At 70.8% G+C, this 23695-nt stretch carries 19 protein-coding genes and 1 riboswitch; of the genes, 6 read left to right on the forward strand and 13 right to left on the reverse strand.

Going from position 1 to position 23695, the window contains the following annotated elements; all coding sequences use genetic code 11:
- Positions 1-129: 129 nt before the first annotated feature.
- Complete coding sequence (locus F3T56_RS35380) at positions 130-960, reverse strand: inositol monophosphatase family protein (RefSeq protein WP_172639291.1); 831 nt, start codon at positions 958-960, stop codon at positions 130-132.
- Positions 957-2087 carry a ferrochelatase gene (locus F3T56_RS35385; protein WP_149829447.1) on the reverse strand — a complete coding sequence of 377 codons (1131 nt, stop codon included), beginning with the start codon at positions 2085-2087 and terminating at the stop codon, positions 957-959. Before F3T56_RS35385 ends, F3T56_RS35380 begins: the two co-directional genes overlap by 4 nt.
- Positions 2088-2236: 149 nt before the next feature.
- Here F3T56_RS35385 and F3T56_RS35390 point away from each other — a divergent pair, with 149 nt between their 5' ends.
- The 3 genes from F3T56_RS35390 (at position 2237) to sepH (ending at position 6188) form a co-directional block, all read left to right on the forward strand.
- Positions 2237-3478, forward strand: a complete 1242-nt coding sequence (locus F3T56_RS35390; protein WP_149829448.1) for an MFS transporter — start codon at positions 2237-2239, stop codon at positions 3476-3478.
- The gene (locus F3T56_RS35395) at positions 3438-4757 is read left to right on the forward strand and encodes a D-arabinono-1,4-lactone oxidase (protein ID WP_172639292.1); all 1320 of its coding nucleotides are present in this window, start codon (positions 3438-3440) and stop codon (positions 4755-4757) included. Before F3T56_RS35390 ends, F3T56_RS35395 begins: the two co-directional genes overlap by 41 nt.
- 402 nt (positions 4758-5159) lie before the next feature.
- A complete protein-coding gene (sepH, locus tag F3T56_RS35400) occupies positions 5160-6188 on the forward strand; it encodes a septation protein SepH (protein WP_149829449.1) in 1029 nt (342 codons plus the stop codon).
- A gap of 137 nt (positions 6189-6325) precedes the next feature.
- Here sepH and F3T56_RS35405 read toward each other — a convergent pair whose 3' ends face one another.
- The gene (locus F3T56_RS35405; RefSeq protein ID WP_149829450.1) at positions 6326-7153 is read right to left on the reverse strand and encodes a sulfurtransferase; all 828 of its coding nucleotides are present in this window, start codon (positions 7151-7153) and stop codon (positions 6326-6328) included.
- A 332-nt stretch (positions 7154-7485) separates the two neighbouring features.
- Between F3T56_RS35405 and F3T56_RS35410 the strand changes: the two genes are divergently transcribed.
- Complete coding sequence (locus F3T56_RS35410; RefSeq protein WP_149829451.1) at positions 7486-8286, forward strand: VOC family protein; 801 nt, start codon at positions 7486-7488, stop codon at positions 8284-8286.
- Positions 8287-8292: 6 nt separating this feature from the next.
- On the opposite strand, the gene F3T56_RS35415 is transcribed toward F3T56_RS35410, so the two are convergent.
- From F3T56_RS35415 to F3T56_RS35435, 5 genes are all read right to left on the reverse strand, one after another.
- The gene (locus tag F3T56_RS35415) at positions 8293-8598 is read right to left on the reverse strand and encodes a VOC family protein (protein ID WP_149829452.1); all 306 of its coding nucleotides are present in this window, start codon (positions 8596-8598) and stop codon (positions 8293-8295) included.
- Positions 8599-8658: 60 nt separating this feature from the next.
- Positions 8659-9306: a thymidine kinase gene (locus F3T56_RS35420; RefSeq protein WP_149829453.1), complete on the reverse strand. Its 648-nt coding sequence runs from the start codon at positions 9304-9306 to the stop codon at positions 8659-8661.
- 61 nt (positions 9307-9367) lie between these two features.
- The gene (locus tag F3T56_RS35425) at positions 9368-10555 is read right to left on the reverse strand and encodes an alkaline phosphatase family protein (RefSeq protein ID WP_149829454.1); all 1188 of its coding nucleotides are present in this window, start codon (positions 10553-10555) and stop codon (positions 9368-9370) included.
- Positions 10555-11142: a DUF5998 family protein gene (locus F3T56_RS35430; RefSeq protein ID WP_149829455.1), complete on the reverse strand. Its 588-nt coding sequence runs from the start codon at positions 11140-11142 to the stop codon at positions 10555-10557. The genes F3T56_RS35425 and F3T56_RS35430 overlap by 1 nt, the downstream gene beginning before the upstream one ends.
- A gap of 118 nt (positions 11143-11260) precedes the next feature.
- Complete coding sequence (locus F3T56_RS35435; protein ID WP_149829456.1) at positions 11261-14116, reverse strand: bifunctional acetate--CoA ligase family protein/GNAT family N-acetyltransferase; 2856 nt, start codon at positions 14114-14116, stop codon at positions 11261-11263.
- 186 nt (positions 14117-14302) lie between these two features.
- Between F3T56_RS35435 and F3T56_RS35440 the strand changes: the two genes are divergently transcribed.
- Entirely contained in the window at positions 14303-14584 is a 282-nt protein-coding gene (locus tag F3T56_RS35440) for an HPr family phosphocarrier protein (RefSeq protein ID WP_149829457.1), read from the forward strand.
- 180 nt (positions 14585-14764) lie between these two features.
- On the opposite strand, the gene F3T56_RS35445 is transcribed toward F3T56_RS35440, so the two are convergent.
- The 4 genes from F3T56_RS35445 to F3T56_RS35460 form a co-directional block, all read right to left on the reverse strand.
- Entirely contained in the window at positions 14765-15490 is a 726-nt protein-coding gene (locus F3T56_RS35445; protein WP_149829458.1) for a GntR family transcriptional regulator, read from the reverse strand.
- Positions 15491-15721: 231 nt separating this feature from the next.
- On the reverse strand, positions 15722-16507 hold the full coding sequence (locus F3T56_RS35450; RefSeq protein WP_149829459.1) for a M23 family metallopeptidase: 786 nt from the start codon (positions 16505-16507) through the stop codon (positions 15722-15724).
- A gap of 12 nt (positions 16508-16519) precedes the next feature.
- Positions 16520-16694, reverse strand: a riboswitch (cyclic di-AMP (ydaO/yuaA leader).
- A gap of 202 nt (positions 16695-16896) precedes the next feature.
- A complete protein-coding gene (locus F3T56_RS35455; protein ID WP_149829460.1) occupies positions 16897-18285 on the reverse strand; it encodes a M16 family metallopeptidase in 1389 nt (462 codons plus the stop codon).
- Positions 18282-19664 (reverse strand): M16 family metallopeptidase, encoded by a 1383-nt coding sequence (locus F3T56_RS35460; RefSeq protein ID WP_149829461.1) that lies wholly within the window; start codon positions 19662-19664, stop codon positions 18282-18284. The genes F3T56_RS35455 and F3T56_RS35460 overlap by 4 nt, the downstream gene beginning before the upstream one ends.
- Before the next feature lie 347 nt (positions 19665-20011).
- Here F3T56_RS35460 and F3T56_RS35465 point away from each other — a divergent pair, with 347 nt between their 5' ends.
- Positions 20012-22465, forward strand: coding sequence for a DNA gyrase/topoisomerase IV subunit A (locus F3T56_RS35465; protein ID WP_149829462.1), 2454 nt, complete (start codon positions 20012-20014; stop codon positions 22463-22465).
- A gap of 11 nt (positions 22466-22476) precedes the next feature.
- Here F3T56_RS35465 and F3T56_RS35470 read toward each other — a convergent pair whose 3' ends face one another.
- Complete coding sequence (locus tag F3T56_RS35470) at positions 22477-23541, reverse strand: CobW family GTP-binding protein (RefSeq protein WP_246204226.1); 1065 nt, start codon at positions 23539-23541, stop codon at positions 22477-22479.
- Positions 23542-23695: the final 154 nt, after the last annotated feature.

Below are 23695 nucleotides of genomic sequence, written 5' to 3' on the forward strand. Positions count from 1 at the left end.
GATCGTGCTCGGCCCTCCTTCGTCGGGCGCTGCGCGCGTTCGGCGTCTCGACACAGGCGCGCCCCTTCGGCTCACTCGCCAGCCCTGTTGCGGTGGCCCGAACAGTTGCGCCCTCCTGTTATGCGTCTCTCAGTCGTGCCAGGCGCCCAAGTCCTCCAGGCGGGCCTGGAGGACCTCGAACAGGCCCGGTGGGGCCGCGATGGTCAGGTCGGGTGAGAGGGGCTCTGTGGGGCGGCCACCGGTCAGGGCGCCCGCTTCCCGGGCGATGAGGTCGCCCGCCGCGTAGTCCCAGGCGTTCAGGCCGCGCTCGTAGTACGCGTCCAGACGGCCCACGGCCACGTCGCACAGGTCGATCGCGGCCGAGCCGCCGCGGCGGATGTCGCGGACCTGGGGGATCAGCTCGCGCAGTACGTCGGCCTGCTTGGACCGGCGCTCGGCGCGGTAGCCGAAGCCGGTGCCGACGAGGGCCAGCCCCAGTTCCGGTGCGGGGCGCACACGCGCGGGGCGGTCATTGATGTACGCGCCCTCCCCGAGGACCGCCCGGTAGGTCTCGCCGCGCACCGGGGCGTGGACCACGCCGACGACCGTCTCCCCATCCACCCGGACCGCGATGGACACGGCCCAACTCGGCAGTCCGTACAGGTAGTTCACGGTGCCGTCGATGGGGTCGATCACCCACTGGACGCCGCTCGTGCCCTCGACGCTGGCGCCCTCCTCGCCGAGCACGCCGTCGTGCGGGCGGCGCTCGGCCAGCAGGCCGGTGATCAGCTTCTCGGAAGCGATGTCCATCTCGGTGACGACATCGACGGCGCTGGACTTGGTGGCGGCCACGCCGAGGTCGTCGGGCCGCCCGTCGCGCAGGAAGGCTCCCGCGCGGTAGGCGGCGTCCAGGGCGATCTCCAGCAGTTCGGCCTTCAACCCGTCGGGGTGCTTCGGCTGATCGGTCACGGTGCTCCTCATGCGTACGGACTGTCGGCGCCCGCGGCGGCGGGCAGCGGGGTGCGGGCCGGGCAGCAGCCGACCGGGCACAGGTTGTGGCTCGCGCCGAGCACACCGAGGGCGCAGGGGGTGACGTCGTCCTGGCCCCGCTCGACCGCCGCGCGTTCCAGGACCAGGTCGCGGATGGCGGCGGCGAACCTCGGGTCGGCGCCCACCGTCGCCGAGCGGCGCAGCGGCAGGCCCAGCTCCTCGCCCTTGGCCATGGCCTCGGTGTCGAGGTCGTACAGGACCTCCATGTGGTCCGAGACGAACCCGATGGGCGCCATCACGACGGCCGGGGCCCCGGCCTCGTGCAGCTCCTCCAGGTGGTCGCAGATGTCCGGCTCCAGCCACGGGATGTGCGGGGCGCCGGAGCGTGACTGGTAGACGAGCTGCCAGGGGTGCTCCACACCGGTCCGCTCGCGCACGGCGTCGGCGATGAGCTTCGAGACGTCCAGGTGCTCCGCGACGTACGCGCCGCCGTCCCCGTGGTCCTCGACCGGGCCGGAGGTGTCCGCCGAGGCGTTGGGGATCGAGTGCGTGCAGAAGGCGATGTGCGCGCCGTCCCGGACGTCCTCGGGGAGGTCCGCGAGGGACTCCACGACGCCGTCGATCACGGGTTCGAGGAAGCCCGGGTGGTTGAAGTAGTGCCGGATCTTGTCGACCCTCGGCAGCTCCAGGCCCTCGCTCTCCAGGACGGCGAGCGAGTCGGCGAGGTTCTCGCGGTACTGGCGGCAGCCCGAGTACGAGGCGTACGCGCTGGTGGCGAGGACCAGGATGCGGCGGCGGCCGTCGGCGACCATCTCGCGCAGGGTGTCGGTCAGATAGGGCGCCCAGTTGCGGTTGCCCCAGTAGATCGGCAGGTCCAGGCCGTGCTCGGCGAAGTCCTTGCGCAGGGCGTCGAGGAGGGCGCGGTTCTGGTCGTTGATGGGGCTGACCCCGCCGAACAGGAAGTAGTGCTGCCCGACTTCCTTGAGGCGTTCCTTGGGGATGCCGCGCCCCCGCGTCACGTTCTCCAGGAACGGGACCACGTCGGCCGGGCCCTCCGGGCCGCCGAACGAGAGCAGGAGCAGGGCGTCGTAGGGGGTGGCGTCGTGCGCGTGTGGCATGACTCCGATCCTGCCACCCGGCACCGACAGCCGGGATCCCGGCCCTTGCGGGGGATGGCTTAGGGTTACCTCACTCGTAAGCTGTATCGACCGCATTCGCGCCTTACGAGGAACTCGTTCCTCCGTTTCCCGGACCGACCGGAGCCCCCGTGCCCAGCCCCTATACCGCCCTGTTCGCCACCCCAGGCACCAAGGGCTTCACCGCCGCGGGTCTCCTCGGCCGTATGCCGCTGTCGATGATGGGCATCGGCGTGGTCACGATGATCTCCCAGATCACCGGGCGGTACGGCCTGGCCGGCGCCCTGTCCGCGACCATCGCGCTGGCCGCCGCCGCGCTCGGCCCGCAGATCTCGCGCCTGGTGGACCAGTACGGGCAGCGGCGGGTGCTGCGCCCGGCGACGCTCTTCGCGCTGGCCGCGGCCGCCGGGCTGCTGTTCGCCGCGCACTACGGTTGGCCGGACTGGGTGCTGTACGTCTGCTCGGCCGGCATCGGCTGCGTACCGAGCCTCGGGGCGATGACCCGGGCTCGCTGGGCGGCGCTGTACCGGGGCACCCCGCAACTGCACACGGCGTACTCCTTCGAGTCCGTGGTGGACGAGGTCTGCTTCATCTTCGGGCCGATCATCTCCATCGGACTGTCGACGGCCTGGTTCCCGGAGGCCGGCCCGCTGCTCGCCGCCTGCTTCCTCGCGGCCGGTGTCTTCTGGCTGACCGCCCAGCACGCCACCGAGCCGGAGCCGCACCCGCGCAAGCGCCACGAAAAGAGCCGTTCGGCGATGCGCTCGCCCGGGCTCCAGGTCCTGGTGGCGACCTTCGTGGCGACCGGAGTGACCTTCGGTGCCGTCGACGTGGTCACCGTGGCCTTCGCCGAGGAGCAGGGCCACAAGGCCGCCGCGAGCGTCGTCCTGGCCCTCTACGCGGCCGGTTCGTGCCTCGCGGGCATCGTCTTCGGGCTGATGCGCTTCACGGGGGCACCCGAGCTTCGCTGGCTGCTGGGCGTATGTGGCATGGCCATGAGTATGATCCCCCTCCTACTGGTCGGAAACTTGCCGTTTCTGGCCGTGGCGCTCTTCGTCGCGGGCCTGTCCATCGCACCCACGATGATCACGACGATGGCCTTGGTCGAAGAGCACGTACCACGCGCGCAAGTGACCGAGGGCATGACCTGGGTGAGCACCGGGCTCGCGGTCGGGTTCGCGCTCGGCTCCTCCGTGTCCGGCTGGGTGATCGACGCAGCCGGGGCGGACGCCGGGTACGGGGTTCCGGCGGTGTCCGGAGCCGTCGCGGTCGCGGTCGGTTTCCTCGGGTACCGCCGGCTGCGCAGGCCGGCACCGGAGCGGGGAGGGCCCCTTGAGCACCACAGTGATCGGGAAGAGCGGCACGTGGCGTAACTGGGCGGGGAACGTCACCGCCCGGCCCGTACGGGAGGTCACTCCCGCCACCGTCGAGGAACTCGCCGCGGCCGTACGGAAGGCCGCCGAGGACGACCTCCGGGTGAAGGCCGTCGGTACGGGACACTCCTTCACGGCCGCCGCCGCGACCGACGGCGTACTGATCCGCCCTCAACTGCTGGCGGGCATACGCAAGATCGACCGTGACGCCATGACCGTCACGGTGGGTGCGGGCACTCCGCTCAAGAGGCTCAACCTGGCGCTCGCGCGTGAGGGGCTGTCCCTCACCAACATGGGCGACATCATGGAGCAGACGGTCTCCGGCGCCACCAGCACCGGCACCCACGGCACCGGCCGCGACTCGGCCTCGATCGCCGCCCAGATCAAGGGACTTGAGCTGGTCACCGCCGACGGTTCGGTGCTCACGTGTTCCGAGACCGAGAACCCCGAGGTCTTCGCGGCCGCCCGGGTCGGCATCGGCGCCCTGGGCATCGTCACGGCGATCACCTTCGCCGTGGAGCCGATCTTCCTGCTCACGGCGCGCGAGGAGCCGATGCCGTTCGAGAGGGTGCTGGCCGAGTTCGACGAACTCCACGCCGAGAACGAGCACTTCGAGTTCTACTGGTTCCCGCACACCGGCAACACCAACACCAAGCGCAACAACCGCAGCGCGGGCCCCGAGAAGCCCGTACCCCAGCTGAACAGCTGGTTCGAGGACGAGTTCCTCTCCAACGGCGTCTTCCAGGTGGCCAACTGGGTCGGTCAGGCGGTCCCCGCCACCATCCCCACGATCGCGCAGATCTCCAGCCGCGCCCTGTCCGCGCGGACGTACACCGACATCCCCTACAAGGTCTTCACGTCTCCGCGCCGAGTGCGCTTCGTGGAGATGGAGTTCGCCGTTCCGCGCGAGGCCGTGGTGGACACGCTGCGTGAACTCAAGGCGATGGTCGACCGTTCGAACCTGCGCGTCAGCTTCCCGGTGGAGGTCCGCACCGCCCCGGCCGACGACATCACCCTGTCCACGGCATCCGGCCGCGAGACCGCGTACGTCGCCGTCCACATGTTCAAGGGGACGCCCTATCAGGCGTACTTCACGGCCGCCGAGCGGATCTTCACCGCGCACGAGGGACGGCCGCACTGGGGCAAGGTGCACACGCGCGACACGGACTACTTCTCCAAGGTCTATCCGCGCTTCGGTGAGTTCACCGCCCTGCGTGACCGGCTCGATCCCGAACGCCGGTTCCAGAACGACTACTTGCGCCGCGTGCTCGGAGCGTAGCCGGACGGGAAGTTCTGGTGATCGCGTGAAGCGCGCCCCCACCGGCGGTCACGAAAAGGACTGTTCCGGCGGCCGATTGACGTCCTCCATGAGAAGTTGAGCTGCGTGCCGATCCACGCAAGTGGCCCGAATGGAGTACTGTTGCGAGCCCTGGGTCCGGACTCCCGCCAGGGCGTCCGGGGCCATCGAGGACCGCCGGGAGGGGGATCGTTGCACAGGGTGATGAAGTTCGTCACTTAGCGTTGCGAATAGGTAACCGTGCCATAACGGCGGCCTCGGGCTCACGCCCGACACGCCGGGCAACTCGGCAAGGTTGTGGCAGGCTGCACCCGGGCAGGCCACACTCGACTAGCGGAAGCAGCGACGCACGTGACGTCGGCAGGCACCACCCGGGAGGTCCCCATGCCCGAACTGCGTGTCGTGGCCGTCTCAAATGACGGCACACGGCTGGTGCTGAAGGCTGCCGATTCCACGGAGTACACGCTTCCGATCGACGAGCGACTGCGTGCCGCCGTACGCGGCGACCGCCCGCGCCTCGGCCAGATCGAGATCGAGGTCGAGAGCCATCTCCGCCCCCGTGACATCCAGGCGCGTATACGCGCGGGTGCCACGGCCGAGGAGGTTGCGCAGCTCGCCGGCATCCCCGTCGACCGGGTCCGCCGGTTCGAGGGCCCCGTGCTGGCCGAGCGCGCCTTCATGGCCGAGCGGGCCCGCAAAACCCCGGTCCGCCGCCCCGGTGAGAATGCCGCCGGGCCCCAGCTCGGAGAGGCCGTCCAGGAACGGTTGTTGATCCGGGGCGCCGAGAAGGACACCGTGCAGTGGGACTCGTGGCGCCGCGACGACGGCACCTGGGAGGTTCTGCTGGTCTACCGGGTCGCGGGCGAACCGCACTCGGCGAGCTGGACGTACGACCCGCCCCGGCGACTCGTCCAGGCCGTCGACGACGAGGCGCGCTCGCTGATCGGGGAGTCCGACGATCTCGGCGCGCCCGAACCGAGCTTCCCGTTCGTGCCGAGGATCGCGCGGCTGCCCCGTGACCGCCCCCTGGACCGCCAGGCGGAACGTCCCGTCCTGCCCGCCGCGCCCGACGCCGACGAGGAGAGCGTGAGCGAACGCGACTCGCTCACCAGCATCCTGGAGGCCGTACCCAGCTACCGGGGCGACCTGGTCGTGCCCGAACTGCCCTCCGCGGAGCCGCAGGAGGAGCCCGTCGAGGAGGTCCCGGAGGAAGAGCCCGCGGCCCCCGCGGCCTCGGCCGGTTCCGCCTACGCGGACGTCCTCATGCCGCGGTCGGTCAACGGCCACCGCGACCGGCTCATCGGCTCCACCGACCGGCAGGCCGAGGCCGACGGCGTCCGGCCGGGCCGTCGCGCGGCGGTGCCGAGCTGGGACGAGATCGTGTTCGGTACGCGACGCAAGAAACAGGAGTAGCAGGGCTGTAAAACACGCGCGGTGCCGAAGATTCGCGCAGGTCAGTTCGTACAGGATCGGTTATTCATCTATACGCATGTGGGGCCCGCTTCGTTCAGACGCGGGCGCGGGCCCCACGGCGTGCCGTCAGCAGGCCGTCACCGGGGATCGGGCCCCGTGGCCACCGGGCGGCTGCCGTCCCGGGACCACTCCGACCACGAGCCGACGTAGAGGGCCGCCGGGATGCCCGCGACGGCCAGCGCGAGCACCTGGTGGGCGCCGGAGACGCCCGAGCCGCAGTAGACGCCGAACTCGGAGTCGGCGGTGGCGCCGAGTGCCTTGAAACGGTCGGCGAGTTCGGTGGCGGACCGGAACAGACCGGATTCGGCCACGTTTTCCGTGGTCGGTGCCGACACGGCGCCCGGGATATGGCCACCGACCGGATCGATCGGTTCCACCTCGCCGCGGTAGCGCTCAGCGGCCCGTGCGTCGAGGAGCAGCCCGGTGCGGGCCAGCGCGGCGGCGCCGTCCGCGTCGAGCAGCGGGAGGGCGCCCGGTACGGGAGCGAAGGTGCCGGGTGCGGGCTCCGGGACGTCGGCCGTCAGCGGGCCGTCCCAGGCCGCCAGTCCGCCGTCGAGCACCCGCACCGAGGGGTGTCCGGCCCAGCGGAGCAGCCACCAGGCGCGCGCGGCGGCCCAGTTGAGCCCGCCGTCGTAGACGACGACAGCCCGGTCGGCGGACACGCCGGCCGCCCTCATCGCCGTACCGAAGGCCTCCAGGTCGGGCAGCGGGTGGCGGCCGGCGGCACCGGCCGGACCGGCGAGTTCGGAATCCAGATCGACGAAGACGGCTCCCGGGATGTGCGCCTTCTCGTACTCGGGGCGCAGGTTCGGCCCGCCCAACTGCCAGCGGACGTCCAGGAGGACCGGGGGGTTTGATCCGGCCAGCTCGCTCGCCAGATCGGACGCGGAGATGATGGCGTTCATGTCCCCCATCCTTGCGCACGGGGTGGCCGCGCCGTCCAGGTCCGGCTACTCTGCCCGCCGGACGGTCCCGATCACAAGGCGTACGGGATCGGGCACATGCCGTACAGCCGATGTACATCGCACGGCAGCGAAGCGGACAGCGACGGGTACCGGCGTGCCGGGCATCGTCAGGTACGCACGTACTTGCGCGCCATCTCGGCGGTGCGGCGCGGACGCGCTGCACTACGGGTGGTGCGAGCATCGGCACAGCGCGTGATCCCGCGCGGACGCGGTACACGCGTACGGAGGGGCGGACGGACACGGCGCCGTGAGGAGCCGAGGAGAGAGTGACGATGACCGAGGCACGGGGGTCGACCGGCCGGAACGGAGCGTATCCGCCGGGCACACCTTGCTGGGTGAGTCTGATGGTGCACGGGATGGCCGCGACCCAGGAGTTCTACGGAGCGCTGTTCGGCTGGGAGTTCCAGCCCGGCCCGCAGCAGCTCGGGCCGTACGTACGGGCGCTGCTCGACGGCCGCGAGGTGGCGGGCATCGGCCAACTCTCGCCCGACCGGCACCTCCCCATCGCCTGGACACCGTACTTCGCCTCGGACGACGTGGATCTGACGGCGGAGGCCGTACGGCACTGCGGTGGCACCGTCGGGGTCGGACCGCTGGACGCCGGCGAGGCGGGCCGCCTCGCGATCGCCTCCGACCCCGCGGGCGCCGTCTTCGGCATCTGGCAGGCGGCGGCGCACCTCGGCACCGACATCACCGGGGTGCCCGGCACCCCGGCCTGGGACGAACTCCTCACCTACGACACCGAGAACGTCGCCAAGTTCTACGAGACCGCCTTCGGCTACGAGGAGGAGCCGGCCCCCTCCGCCGACTCCGACCACGTCACCCTCCACATCAAGGGCCGCCCCGTCGCCGGCATCCACGGCCTCGGCCCCGCCCTCCCCCGCGACCGGGGCGCCCACTGGCTGACGTACTTCGAGACCTCCGACACCGACGAAGCGGTCAACCGCGTCATCGAACTGGGCGGCCACGCCGTCACACCACCCCACGACACCCCCCAGGGCCGCGTGGCCACGGTGGCGGACCCGGAGGGGGCGGTGTTCGCACTGGTGCACATGGAACGCGTGGAGCGCTGAGCCCGGTCAGGGGGCCGTCACGGCTCGCTCGGCCTCGCTGCGCAGGACGCAGAATTCGTTGCCCTCGGGGTCGGCGAGGATTGCCCAGCCCGATCCGTCGGGACTCCGATGATCGGCGACGAAGGTGGCGCCGAGGCCCAACAGCCGTTCCACCTCCTGCCCACGCGAGGCCTCGGTCAGCAGCACCTGGGTCTCCTGGTCCCCGGGTATGTCCTCCGGATGCAGCGGGCTGCCGGTCACCCTGGTCCAGAACCGGGCCAGCTCGTAGGCATCCGCACAGTCGATCGCCACGTTCTGCACAGTCGAAACCATGGCGCGAGCCTTCCTGACTTCCGCCGTGGCCGCCACCGAGTTGCGCTGCGCGCCTCCGCTTCAGGCCGACGACACCGGGAGTACGTCCGGGGACAGGGAGGCCGCTCGGGCTGTGGCGGCTGTCATGCGGCGGCGGTGGTGGCGGCGGCAGAGGACCTCGTAGCCGATGTCGTCGGGTTGGTTGACGTCGCCGACGACGACCTGGGCGCCCTCGACGACCATGTGGCCGCCTATGGTACGGGCGTTGTGGGTGGCGCGGGCGCCGCACCAGCAGAGGGCTTCCACTTGGAGGACTTCCACGCGATCGGCGAGCTCGACCAGGCGCTGGGAGCCGGGGAAGAGCTTCGAGCGGAAGTCGGTGGTGATGCCGAAGGCGTAGACGTCCAGGCCCAGGTCGTCGACGACGCGGGCGAGTTGGTCGATCTGCTCGGGGACGAGGAACTGGGCCTCGTCGGCGATCACGTAGTCCGCTCGGCGGCCCTGGGAGAGGTGGTCCACGAGGTACCCGTAGAGGTCCTGGCCGTCCTCGACCTCCACGGCGTCGGTGACCAGGCCGAGGCGCGAGGAAAGCTTTCCCTCGCCCGCGCGGTCGTCACGTGTGAAGATCATGCCCTGGAGGCCCCGCGCGGAGCGGTTGTGCTCGATCTGGAGGGCCAGCGTCGACTTCCCGCAGTCCATGGTTCCGGAGAAGAACACCAGCTCGGGCATGGTGAGTTGAGCACCTTTCGGCAACGAGGGCGACGGGACAAGGCAGGGCGAGGGCAGGGCTTCAGGAGCGTACTTCGAGGAGCGGGACCAGTTGTTCGACGGCGGTCATCGAGCCGTGGTTGCCGACCATCGCCGACTCCTTGGGCTCCCGCTCGGACGCGATGATCAGGACGTCGTCGCGGGCGGCGGCGACCACGTCGCCGATGCGGGCGTACACCCGTTCGTCGACGGTCGGGCCGAACCAGCCCGCAGCGATCGCCTCGTCGCGGGAGGCGATCCAGAACTGCTCGCCCAGCACCTCACGCCAGCAGGTCAGGACGTCCGACTCGGCGCCCGGCAGCGCGTAGACGTGGCGGGCGCGCCCCTCGCCGCCCAGCAGGGCGACCCCGGCGCGCAGTTCCCAGTCCTCGTCGAAGTCGATGCGGTGCTGCTCGTCGAACGGGACGTCGATCATGCCGTGGTCGGCGGTGACGTACAGGGCGCTGTGCGGCGGGAGTTGCTCCGCCAGCCGCTGGACCAGCCGGTCGACGTACATGAGCTGTCCGCGCCAGGCGTCCGAGTCGACGCCGAACCGGTGGCCCGCGCCGTCCAGCTCGGAGTAGTACGTGTAGATCAACGAGCGGTGCCCGGCGGCCAGTTGCTCGGCGGCCAGGTCCATGCGGTCCTCGCCGGAGAGACGGCCGTGGAAGGTGCCGCCGCTCAACGCGACCTGGGTGAGGGGGGTGTTCTGGAAGATCGGGGAGGTGACCTGGGCGGTGTGGACGCCCGCGTCGTCGGCGAGCTGGAAGATCGTGGGGTACGGCTGCCACTCGCGCGGCGCGGTCCACGGCTGCCAGCGGAGCTGGTTCATCAGCTCCTCGGTCTCGGGGTTGCGGACCGTGTAGCCCGGCAGCCCGTGCGCACCCGGCGGCAGGCCGGTGCCCACGGAGGCGAGGGAGGTCGCGGTGGTGGCGGGATAGCCGGCAGTGAGGGGGCGGCCGGTGCCGCCGCGCGAGGAGGCCAGCAGCGAGGTCATGTAGGGCGCCTCGTCCGGGTGCGCCTTCAGCTGCTCCCAGCCAAGCCCATCGACGAGGAACACACAGGCGCGGTCGACGGCCGTCAGCTCCGGTATCGCGGCCGTCGTACCGGGCACTCCCATGCCCGCCGCGAGGGTCGGCAGGAGGTCGGCGAGCGAGCCGGTGCCGTACTCGGGAACGGGTGCGGAGCCGACGGCGAGGGGTTCCGGGTGGTCCCAGGTGGGCAGTGCCATCAGCGGGCGGGGTCCGCGGTCGCCTCGGAGAGGGATTGCGCGAAGGCGAGGGCCTGACGCACGGTCTCGGGCCCGTCCCCGGCCTCGCTGACGCGCAGGCTCAGGTCGTCCGCCGTCGAGCTGCCGGTGTACCCGTGGTCCGCCTCGCAGTTGGGGTCGCCGCAGGCGGCGGGCTCCAGGTCGATGCGGGAGACGGCGCCCCAGCCGATGGTCAGGACGACCTCGCGGGGCAGGGTGCCCGGGGCGTACGACTCGGGGTTGGCGACGACCCGGCTGAGCACGACCGACGAGATCCGGTCGATCTTCACCGACTCGGTGGACGTCGTGGCGTACGGCGTCGGTGACGTGCTGTCCGCGGCCTGCTCGTCGGTGTGGCTGACGATGAAGCGGTTGCCGGTGAGGACGAGGACGGTCACATGCCGCCGCACCTCGTTCGCGTCGAACGTGGTCTCCTGATGGACCAGGTACGACTTGATGGCCTCGCCGCCGACAGCGGCCTCCACCGCCTCGGCCACGAGGGCCGGGTAGTAGCCGCTGCGCTCGATCGCCGCACGCAGCCCCTGGGTCGTCGTACTGGTCTTGGCCATGACGCCCATCCTACGGGGGCGCACTGACTGCGAGGGACCGCTCTGCCGTCTCTGTCGTGGACGGAACAATGCACACCCTCAGTACACGGGACACACCCTCAGTGCACGAGAAGCGTCCTCAGTACACGGGAAGCGTCCTCGGGCCGAGGTCGTCGCGGGCGGGTGGGCGCGCGAGCCGTACGGTGGCGCCGAGCACGCTCAGGCCGTGCGGGGCCACGACGACCGGTTCCAGGGAGACGGCCACGACCTCGGGGTGGTCGTCGACCAGGCGGGACACCCTGAGCAGCAGCTCTTCGAGGGCCTCCGTGTCGACCGGGGCGGAACCCCGCCAGCCGAAGAGGAGCGGGGCCGTCCGGATGGACCGGACCAGCGAGGCCGCGTCCCGCTCCGTGGCCGGAATCAGCCGGTGCGCCATGTCCCCGAGCAACTGCGACGCGGGCCCGGCGAGCCCGAACGAGAGCACCGCTCCGGCCGCCGGGTCGACCACGGTCCGTACGATCGTGTCGACCCCGCGCGGGGCCATGCCCTGCACGACCGGACGCAGCTCCGCCGGCTGCCCGAACAACTCCGTCAACTCCGCGTACGCCCGCCGCAGTTGCTCCTCGTCCGCCAGGTCCAGCCGTACGCCGCCCAGGTCGGCGCGGTGCCGCAGATGCGGTGCGGTCGCCTTGAGGGCGACCGGGTAACCGATGGCCCGCGCGGCCGCCACCGCCTCGTCCGGCGTGGGGGCGGGCCGGGCCTCCCGCACATGGATGCCGTACCGCGCGAGCAGCGCGCACGTCTCTCCCATACCGAGCGTGAGCCCCTCCCCACGAGCGAGCAGGGCGTCGATCTGCTCGGCGGCCCCCTTCTCATCGATGTCCTCGTACGCGGGCACCCTCCCGGGCTCCGCCGCCTCCCGCCGCCACTGCGCGTACTTCACGGCTTCGGAGAGAGCCCGAACGGCCCGCTCGGCGGCGGGGTAGGCGGGGATGAGGTGAGTGTCGGATGGCACCTCGGTGGGCAATCGTTCCGCAGGGCGATGGGGGTCCCCCCGCTCGAGCGAAGCCGAGAGCGGGGGAGGGTGGGCACCGCCTGCAGCGCCGGGCGTCGCCTTCTCACCAACCTGTGGTGCGGTACTCGCCGCAGCCGACAACGCCTCAGCAAGCCCACCCAACTCCACATGCACAACAAGCACCGGCTTCGAAGGATTCGCAGCCACAGCAGACCGCAAAGCCTCCGCCAGAGCAGCGTCATCCGGCGTGACCTCCCCCAACGCAGGTATCGCCGTCACCACCACCGCATCGCACGAGTCGTCCACCAACGCCCGCGACAGCGCCGCATAGAACTCCTCCGCCGAGGCCCCCGTGGTCAGGTCCAGCGGAGGCAACGGCCGCAACCCCTCGGAGAGGCACGCGTCGTACGTGAGCATCCCCAGCGACTCCGAGTTCCCGAGGATCGCCACCCGGGGCCCCGCCGGCAGCGGCTGCCGGGCGAGCAGCAGCCCGGCGTCGACCATGTCCGTGATCGTGCCGACGCGGATCACCCCGGCCTGCCGCAGCACCGCGGACACGGTGGTGTGGGGCAGCCGGGTGGCGCGTACGGCATGCCCCTGCGGAGCCGACCCGTGGCGCGCGCCCTGGACCACGACGAGGGGCTTGACCGTCGCCGTCCGCCGGGCGAGCCGGGCGAACTTGCGCGGGTTGCCGATGGACTCCAGGTACATCAGTACGACATCGGTGTCCGGGTCCTCGTACCAGTACTGCAGGACGTCGTTCCCGGACACGTCGGCCCGGTTGCCGGACGACACGAACGTCGAGACGCCCGTGACCCCGGTGACCCCTCCCCCGCGCCGGTGCAGCCGGGACAGCAGCGCGATCCCGATGGCGCCGGACTGGGCGAAGAGGCCGATGCGCCCGGAGCGCGGCATCTCGGGAGCGAGCGAGGCGTTGAGCCGCACGTCGGGGGCGGTGTTGATGATCCCGAAGGCGTTCGGCCCGATGATGCGCATGCCGTACGTACGCGCCTGGCGCACCAGTTCGCGCTGGCGCTCGCGCCCCTCGGGACCGCTCTCGGCGTACCCGGCGGAGACGACCACGAGCCCCTGCACGCCGTGCTCACCGCACTCGGCGACGATCTCGGGGACGTACTCGGCCGGGACGGCGACGACCGCGAGGTCGACGGGCCCTTCGATGTCGCCGATGGTCCGGTGGGCCGGGACCCCGTCGAGCTCCTTGTCCTGTACGGCCCTGTTCACCGCGTACAGCCGGCCCGTGAACCCCGCGTCCCGCAGGTTGGCGAGCACGCTGCGGCCCACTCCGCCCGGTGTGCGCCCGGCGCCGATGACGGCGACCGAGCCGGGGGCGAGCAGACGCTGGACGGACCTGGCCTCGGCGCGCTGCTCCCGCGCGCGCTGCACGGCGAGGGAGCGGTCGGTGGGCTCCAGGTCGAACTCCAGGCGTACGACGCCGTCCTCGAAGCTGCGCTTCTGCTGGTACCCGGCGTCGGTGAACACCTTGATCATCTTGGTGTTGGCGGGCAGCACCTCGGCGGCGAAGCGCCTGATGCCGCGCTCGCGGGCGACGGCGGCGATGTGTTCGAGGAGGGCGGAGGCGACGCCGCGGCCCTGGTGGGCGTCCTGGACGAGGAAGGCGACCTCGGCCTCGTCGGCAGGTGCGGACGCGGGCATTCCGTCGGCGCCGATCCGGTCGTAGCGTACGGTGGCGATGAACTCTCCGCCGACGGTGGCGGCGAGCCCCACCCGGTCCACAAAGTCGTGGTGCGTGAAGCGGTGGACGTCCTTGGCGGACAGGCGAGGGTACGGCGCGAAGAAGCGGTAGTACTTCGACTCGTCGGAGACCTGCTCGTAGAAGCTGACCAGGCGCTCGGCGTCATCAACGGTGATGGGCCGGATGCGTGCGGTGCCGCCGTCGCGCAGCACCACGTCGGCCTCCCAGTGGGCGGGGTACTCATGCCGGTCCGACGAGGTCTGCATGGGCCCCAGAGTAAGGCTCGTGTCCGACAACGGCGCGGGGCAGTCTGGGGAAACAACAGAAGCACGACAGCCGTTCAGGGTCAGGCCGTGGGCCCGGTCCGGCACGCTTCACGATATGGGAAACTGGTCTAGACAACCGGTCTAGACCTCTTCGAGGTACCCGATACACCTGAAGGGCAGCATCACATGGCTGAGCGCCGCGTCAACGTCGGCTGGGCCGAGGGCCTCCACGCCCGACCCGCATCCATCTTCGTCCGGGCCGCCACGGCCTCCGGTATCCCCGTGACGATCGCCAAGGCCGACGGCAACCCCGTCAACGCGGCCTCCATGCTGGCGGTCCTGGGCCTCGGCGCCCAGGGCGGCGAGGAGATCGTCCTCGCCTCCGACGCCGAGGGCGCGGACACCGCGCTCGACCGTCTGGCGAGGCTCGTCGCCGAGGGCCTCGAGGAGCTTCCCGAGACCGTCTGAGTGACGCGATAAAGGCCTGAAAGGCCAGAAAAGGGCTCGTCCGATTCATCGGGCGGGCCCTTTGCATTTTCCTGACGCGAGCAGGTGGCACTAGGAGGTGGCACGAGGAGGGAAAATGTTCTGCAGGCAGCAGAAATAATGCCCCTCGAATTCCTGCCCTCTTTGTATACGGCTCTCGTGTTAATGACGCAGGCTCGGCGTGTTTACGGGGTGTTGCGAAGTCCTCACACGGTCCGTGCGCTCGACCGCGCCGAGCGCGCCGGGTCCACCGGGCTGCCCGCCCGGGAATCGGAGCCGGTGCGCGGCGGTGGCGCGCTCGGTGTGCAGGGCGGTGATCGTCCGCGCGCGATCGCTGTCGCCGCGCGCCACCGCGTCCACGATGCCGCCGTGCTCCGCCCAGGACTCGACGGGATTGGCCGGCGCCTCGACCGCGTACATCCAGGCGATCTTGTGCCGCAGCTGGGCGAGTGTCGAGGTCAGGGCGGGGCTTCCGGAGGCCTGGGCAAGCGTCTCGTGGAACCAGCCGCCCAGCGAGCGCAGATCCTCGCTGTTGCCCCGCCTGGCCCGCTCCTGACCCAGTCTGACCAGGCCGCGCAACACCTTGAGGTGCGCCTCGGTACGGCGCTGGGCGGCGCGGGCGGCGCCCAGCGGCTCCAGCAGCATGCGCATCTCCAGCAGGTCGGCGGCCTCCTGCTCGGTGGGCTCGGCGACGCACGCGCCCGCGTGCCTGCGGGTCACCACGAAGCCCTCGGCCTCCAGCGTGCGCAGCGCCTCGCGCACGGGGACCCGGCTGACGCCGTACCGGCGGGCCAGCAGTTCCTCGGTGAGACGGCTGCCGCGCTCGTAGACACCCGCGACGATGTCATCACGGATCGCCGTGCATACCGAGTGCGCCGGAATACGCATGACCGACCTCCGCCTTAATCCCCGTGAAACGTCGTTGATTGACGTGTGTTCCAGCGACTCTATTGCAGCGGGCCGGAATTTCCGATGGCGGGCCGGAATCCATGGATATTTTTTGGACAGGAGATACGTCACAACGGACAAGGCGTACCTCATGACGGACAAGCCGTACGCCACAACGAGGAAAGCCCCGGCTCGGTGAGCCGGGGCCTCCTGGAAGCGCTGAGCGGTTCGTCAGACGTTCACGCCGTGCGAGCGCAGGTACGCGACGGGGTCGATGTCCGAGCCGTACTCGGCGGTCGACCGGGCCTCGAAGTGCAGATGCGCGCCGGTGACGTTGCCGGTCGCCCCGGAGAGGCCTATCTGCTGGCCGGGGGTGACCGTCTGGCCGACGGAGACGGCTATGGACGACAGGTGGCCGTACTGGGTGTACGTGCCGTCGTTCATCTTGATGACGATGTTGTTGCCGTAGGCGCCGCCCCAGCCCGCCTCGACGACGGTGCCGGAGCCGACCGCCTGGACGGCCGTGCCGGACGCGGCGTGGAAGTCGACACCGGTGTGGCTGCCGGAGGACCAGACGGCGCCGCCGGCCTTGTAGCCGGTGGAGACGTACGAGCCGCTGATGGGGGAGACATAGGAGTTGAGGCGCTCGCGCTCCGCGGCACGGGCGGCGCGCGCCTTCGCCTCCTCGCGCTCCTCGGCCGCCTTGCGCTCCTGCTCGGCCTTCTCGGCGGCGGCCTTGCGGGCCTCCTCCTGCGCCTTCTGCTTGGCGGCGGCCACCTCGGCGGCCTGCTGCTGGGCGGTGGCCTGGGCGTCGACCTGCTCGGCGACCGTGTCGCCGAGGGTGATGATCTGGTTCAGCCCGGTCTGCTCGGGGTCGGGCTCCGCGGCGAACGCCGGGATGGACACGGTGCCGATGACACCGGTGGTGGTGAGAGCGGCGACGCCCACGGTCCTCGTGGTCGTGCGCTTCACGCGGCCAGGACGGCGGTGCTTCCCGGGGGCGCGGGTGAACGCCATGAAGAGGCTGGTCCTTTCCTTCCCTCTCGCCTACCGGGTTAGCTGACGGGTTCGGAGCAGGAAGGTCTCCTACGGAAACCCCTCGTTTCGCGGCGCTTCGCGAAGGGCGTCCGATTCACCCCAGGGACTGCGGTGGGTCCCCGGCTCCCCTGGCTCGCGCCGTACGGGGACTCGGCGATGACTGTCCGGTGCCGCGGGTGCGGCGAACTGCTGGCGAACAGCCGGACTGACGCTAAGCGGGCCGTCGTCGAAATAACAAACGCATCACGGGTTTTGAGGCGTACGCCACAGGGCAGACGTGCAACCTCCCCCATCAATACGGACAAACGGGCCCCTGGTGACTCAACCGTCACCAGGGGCCCGTAATGCGCGTACCTCTGTCCCGAGCTCTACTCGGCCGGTACGACGGTGACTTCGCCGACGCCGAGGGCCCTGACCGGCTCCTCGATCTGGGCGGCGTCACCGACGAGGACGGTCACCAGACTGTCCACCGGGAAGGCGCTCACGGCGGCCGCGGTGGCCTCCACGGTGCCGGTGGCGGCGAGCTGTTGGTACAGCGTCGACTGGTAGTCGTCCGGCAGGTGCTGCTCGACCTGGTCGGCCAGTGTGCTCGCCACGGCCGCGGCCGTCTCGAACTTGAGGGGGGCGACCCCGACGAGGTTCTGGACGGCGATGTCGCGCTCCGGGTCGGTCAGCCCCTCGGCGGCGAGGGTGCGCAGCACCGTCCACAGGTCGTCCAGCGCCGGTCCGGTGTTCGGGGTGTCGACGGAGCCGCTGATGGCGAGCATCGCGACACCCGACCCGTCGGGCGCGGAACGCAGCACTTGGCCGAACGCGCGCACACCGTAGGTGTAGCCCTTCTCCTCGCGCAGGACGCGGTCCAGCCGGGAGGTGAGGGTGCCGCCGAGGCAGTAGGTGCCGAGCACCTGGGCCGGCCACACGCGGTCGTGCCGGTCGGCGCCCACACGGCCGATGAGCAGCTGCGTCTGGACGGAGCCGGGGCGGTCCACGATGACGACCCGCCCGGTGTCGTCGGCGCTCACCGGCGGCATGGGGCGCGGCTTGGCCGCGGAGCCGGTCCAGGCGCCCAGGGTGTCGCCGAGCAGCGCGTCGAGGTCGACCCCGGTGAGGTCGCCGACGACCACGGCGGTGGCCGTGGCGGGGCGTACGTGGCTCTCGTAGAAGGCGCGTACGGCCGCGGAGTCGATCCGCTCGACGGTCTCCTCGGTGCCCTGGCGGGGACGCGACATGCGTGAGGCGGCCGGGAACAGCTGCTTGGAGAGCTCCTTCGCGGCGCGGCGGCCCGGGTTGGCGGTCTCGTGCGGGATCTCGTCGAGCCGGTTCGCCACCAGGCGTTCGATCTCGCTGTCCGCGAACGCGGGGGCCCTGAGGGCGTCGGCGAGCAGGCCCAGGGCCTTCGCCAGCCGCGACACGGGCACTTCGAGGGACAGGCGGACGCCGGGGTGGTCAGCGTGCGAGTCGAGGGTGGCGCCGCAGCGCTCCAGCTCGGCGGCGAACTCCTCGGCGGAGTGCTTGTCGGTGCCCTCGGAGAAGGCCCTGGTCATGATCGTGGCGACGCCGTCCAGGCCGGCGGGCTCGGCGTCCAGGGGCGCGTCGAGAAGGACCTCGACGGCGACGACCTGCTGGCCGGGGCGGTGGCAGCGCAGCACGGTCAGGCCGTTGTCCAGCGTGCCGCGCTCGGGGGCCGGGAATGCCCAGGGCCTGGCCTCGCCGGCCTGGGGCTGCGGGTGGAAGTCCATGGTCGCGAGCTCGGTCACTTCGCCGACTCCTCGGTCTCGTCGGTGGTCTCGGCGGCCTGTGCCGCGGCGGCTTCCTCTTGGTCGCCCTCTTCGCCGTCGACGGGCTCGTAGACGAGCACCGCGCGGTTGTCGGGCCTCAGGCGCGCCTTGGCGACCTCCTGGACCTCCTCGGCGGTCACGGCGAGGACGCGGTCGACGGCGGTCAGGGCGAGCTTCGGGTCGTCGAACAGCACGGCGTAGCGGCAGAGTTCGTCGGCGCGGCCCGCGACCGTGCCGAGCCGGTCCAGCCACTCGCGCTCCAACTGGGCCTGGGCGCGCTCCATCTCCTCCGCCGTGGGGCCCTCCTCGGCGAACCGGGCGAGCTCCTCGTCGACGGCGGCCTCGATGACGGGCACCTCGACGTCGCCGGAGGTCTTCACGTCCATCCACGCCATCGAGGGGGCGCCGGCCAGGCGCAGCAGGCCGAAGCCGGCCGTCACGGCCGTACGGTCGCGGCGTACAAGCCGGTTGTACAGGCGAGAGGACTCGCCGCCACCGAGGATCGTGAGCGCCAGGTCGGCGGCGTCGCACGCGCGCGTGCCGTCCTCCGGCAGCCGGTAGGCGGCCATCAACGCGCGCGCTGGGACGTTCTCCTCGACGACCTCGCGCAGTTGCTCGCCGATGGTGTCGGGCAGCGCGCCGTCACGCGGCTCGGGCTTGCCGTCGTACGCGGGGATGGAGCCGAAGTACTTCTCGATCCATGCGAGCGTCTGGTCCGGGTCGATGTCGCCGACGACCGAGAGGACGGCGTTGTTGGGCGCGTAGTAGGTGCGGAAGAACTGACGGGCGTCCTCCAGGCTGGCCGCCTCCAGGTGCTCCATCGAGCCGATCGGCGTGTGCCGGTAGGGATGACCCTCCGGGTAGGCCAGGCGGAAGATCCGCTCGAAGGCGGTGCCGTACGGCACGTTGTCGTAGCGCTGTCGGCGCTCGTTCTTGACGACGTCCCGCTGGTTGTCCAGGTTCTTCTGGTCGAGCGCGACCAGCAGGCTGCCCATGCGGTCGGCCTCCAGCCACAGCGCGAGCTCCAGCTGGTGGGCGGGCATGGTCTCGAAGTAGTTGGTCCGCTCCCAGCTGGTGGTGCCGTTCAGCGAACCGCCGGCGCCCTGGACCAGCTCGAAGTGGCCGTTGCCCTTCACCTGGCCCGAGCCCTGGAACATCAGGTGCTCGAAGAGGTGGGCCAGGCCCGTACGATCCTCGACCTCATGGCGCGAACCGACGTCGTACCAGAGGCACACGGCGGCGACCGGGGTCAGATGGTCCTCGGAGAGCACCACCCGCAGGCCGTTGTCCAGGCGGTGCTCCTTTACTGTCAGGCCTCCGGAGCCTGCCTCGGCTGTGGCCGTGTGACCCATGGGCATGTACGTCCCCTCGATCGCGAGAGCGGTCGGTGATAACCGCGGTTGTCCTGCCGGTCCTGCCACTGTATGCAAGCGTGCGGACGCCCGGCGAAGTTCCCGGACGAGGTACGCCGAGAGCGAGATCCCGTAGCCTGCGGGCGACCGTGCCGCCGGAGCCCCGGGTAGCCTGCGGGCGGTCGTGCCGCTGGAGCCCCCGGGCCGCCCAAGAGACGGGTCATGGTCCGCGTTGTCAGTGCGGCAGTCCACAATGGTCCGCGTCAGATCCCGTTCATGTGGCAGCAAGAGTGAGCCGAAGGGGCGAAGGCCCCGCAGGCGAACGACCAGGAAAACAGGAGGAGCCGGCAGCGATGGCCCGCCGCAGCACGAAGACCCCGCCGCCCGACGACGCGTACGAGGAGCGGATCCTCGACATCGACGTGGTCGACGAGATGCAGGGCTCCTTCCTGGAGTACGCGTACTCGGTCATCTACTCCCGAGCCCTGCCGGACGCCCGCGACGGTCTGAAGCCGGTGCACCGCCGCATCGTCTACCAGATGAACGAGATGGGCCTGCGCCCCGACCGCGGCTATGTGAAGTGCGCCCGCGTGGTCGGCGAGGTCATGGGTAAGTTGCACCCGCACGGCGACTCGTCGATCTACGACGCCCTGGTGCGCCTCGCCCAGCCCTTCTCCATGCGGCTCCCCCTGGTCGACGGCCACGGAAACTTCGGCTCGCTGGGCAACGACGACCCGCCGGCCGCCATGCGGTACACCGAGTGCCGGATGGCCGACGCGACGAGCCTGATGACGGAGTCGATCGACGAGAACACGGTCGACTTCGCCCCGAACTACGACGGCCAGGAGCAGGAGCCGGTCGCGCTGCCCGCCGCCTTCCCGAACCTGCTGGTCAACGGCTCGTCCGGCATCGCCGTCGGTATGGCCACCAACATGCCGCCGCACAACCTGGGCGAGGTCATCGCGGCCGCCCGCCACCTCATCAGGTATCCGAACGCCGACCTGGACACCCTGATGAAGCACGTCCCCGGCCCCGACCTGCCCACGGGCGGCCGGATCGTCGGTCTCTCCGGGATCAGGGACGCGTACGCGACGGGCCGCGGCACCTTCAAGATCCGCGCCACGGTGGCGATCGAGAACGTGACGGCCCGCCGCAAGGGCCTCATCGTCACCGAACTGCCCTTCACCGTCGGCCCGGAGAAGGTGATCGCCAAGATCAAGGACCTGGTCGGCTCGAAGAAGCTGCAGGGCATCGCCGATGTCAAGGACCTCACCGACCGCCAGCACGGTCTGCGTCTCGTCATCGAAATCAAGAACGGCTTCGTACCGGAGGCCGTCCTGGAGCAGCTCTACAAGCTGACGCCGATGGAGGAGTCCTTCGGCATCAACAACGTGGCGCTGGTCGACGGCCAGCCCCTCACCCTCGGCCTCAAGGAACTCCTGGAGGTCTACCTCGACCACCGCTTCGAGGTCGTACGACGCCGCTCGGAGTTCCGCCGCGGCAAGAAGCGCGACCGGCTGCACCTGGTCGAGGGCCTGCTCACCGCGCTGGTGGACATCGACGAGGTCATCCGCCTGATCCGCTCCAGCGAGAACTCCGCGCAGGCCAAGGAGCGCCTGATCGAGCGCTTCTCCCTGTCCGACATCCAGACGCAGTACATCCTCGACACCCCGCTGCGCCGCCTCACCAAGTTCGACCGCATCGAGCTGGAGTCCGAGAAGGACAGGCTCAACGCCGAGATCGCGGAGCTGACGCGCATCCTGGAGTCGGACGCGGAGCTGCGCAAGCTGGTCTCCGGTGAACTGGCCGCGGTGGCGAAGAAGTTCGGCACCGAGCGCCGTACGGTCCTGCTGGAGTCCGCGGGCACCCAGGTGGCCGCGGTTCCGCTCCAGGTGGCGGACGACCCGTGCCGGGTGCTCATGTCCTCGACGGGGCTGCTGGCCCGTACGGCGGGCGGCGAGCCCTTCGCGGAGGGCGACGGCAAGCGCGCCAAGCACGACGTGATCGTCTCCGCCGTCCCGGCGACGGCCCGGGGCGAGGTGGGCGCGGTGACGTCCACCGGCCGCCTGCTGCGTCTGAACGTGATCGACCTGCCCCAGCTGCCGGAGACGGCGACGGCCCCCAACCTCTCGGGCGGCGCCGCGCTCACGGAGTTCCTCTCCCTCCAGGACGGCGAGACGGTCGTGTGCCTGACGACGCTCGACGAGTCGTCGCCAGGGCTGGCCCTCGGCACCGAACAGGGCGTCGTCAAGCGGGTGGTGCCCGACTACCCGTCCAACAAGGAGGAGCTGGAGGTCATCACCCTCAAGGAGGGTGACCGGATCGTCGGCGCGGTCGAGCTGCGCACCGGCGAGGAGGACCTGGTCTTCATCGCGGACGACGCCCAGCTGCTGCGCTACCAGGCCTCACAGGTCCGCCCGCAGGGCCGTGCGGCCGGCGGTATGGCGGGCATCAAGCTCACCGAGGGTGCGAAGGTCATCTCCTTCACGGCCGTCGACCCGGCCGCCGACGCCGTCGTCTTCACGGTGGCGGGCTCACGCGGCACCCTGGACGACTCCGTCCAGACCACGGCCAAGCTCACCCCCTTCGACCAGTACCCCCGCAAGGGTCGTGCCACGGGTGGTGTCCGCTGCCAGCGGTTCCTCAAGGGCGAGGACTGCCTGTCCATCGCCTGGGCGGGCCCCGCTCCGGCTCGTGCCGCCCAGAAGAACGGCGCCCCGGCCGACCTCCCGGAGATCGACCCGCGCCGCGACGGCTCGGGCCTCTCCCTGGGCAAGACGGTGGCGTCGGTGGCGGGACCGGTGTGACCGCTTCGTAGTCAGAGGCTGTCGGGTTCGTCGGCCTCTTCCCGCTGTACGTAGCGGAGGACGCCCCACATGCTGTGCTCGTCGGCGTGTGGGGCGTCCTCCTTGCACGCCTCCAGTTCCTTGGTCAGGGCGGCGGCATCGATGTCGGCGCCGATGAGGACGAGTTGGGTGAGCCGACGGTCGTCACCGGCCACTGCCGCCCAGGGCTCGGGATAGAACCGCAGGAATCGCCCGACGGCATGCACGGCGTAGCGGTTGCGGGTGTCGTGGGGCCCGAAGTCGACGTAGCCCTTGATGCGGTAGAGCCCTTCGGACCTGCTGTCGAGGAAGTCCATGAGCCGCCGTGGGTTGACCGGCACGTCGGACACGAAGGAGACGCTGTCGTAGGCGGTGTGCAGGTGCCCGAGGTGGTCGTCGCCGTCCTCCTCCTCGTGTCGGTGGAGGTCGTCGAAGGAGAGCTGGCCGACGCGCTCCTCGCCGGGCCGGCAGTCGAAGAGGAACTCGGGATCGATCCGCCCGTAGGTGGCGGGCACGACGGCGGCGCGTTCGCTGAGCGAGCGGACGAGCGCGAGGACGCGGTCGTCGTCGGCCCGGTCGACCTTGTTGACGACGACGAGGTCGGCGAGGACGAGGTGCCGGTCGATCTCGGGGTGCCGCTGCCTGGTTTCGAGGAACTCGGCGGCGTCGACGACCTCGACGAGTCCGCCGTACACCACCCGGGGGTTCTCGCTGGCGAGCACCATGCGCACCAGTTCCTGCGGCTCGGCGAGCCCGCTGGCCTCGATGACGATGACATCGATCCCGGCGGAGGGATGGGCGAGCCGCTCCAGATAGACGTCCAGCTCACTGACGTCGACGGCACAGCACAGGCACCCGTTGCCGAGCGAGACCGTGGAGTCCCCGAGCGCCCCGGCCACGGCCATCGCGTCGATCTCGATCGCCCCGAAGTCATTGACGACCGCACCGATACGGCTGCCGCCGCTGCGGTGGAGGAGATGGTTGAGCAGCGTGGTCTTGCCGGAGCCGAGGAATCCGGCGAGGACGACGACGGGAATCTGCGACGACTGACTGCTCAACACGCGCCCTCTCTCACACCGTTGCGGACCCTCGAATGCCGCCCCAGGATACGAGTGCCTGGATACGCCGCGGAGTGAACGATTGTTAGCGGCGCCCGCGGGGCAGACGTTGGGCAAGGCGCCGGTTTACGCGGCCCGCAGATCCCTCCGTGCG

Source organism: Streptomyces tailanensis (assembly GCF_008386495.1).
Lineage (GTDB): Bacteria > Actinomycetota > Actinomycetes > Streptomycetales > Streptomycetaceae > Streptomyces > Streptomyces tailanensis.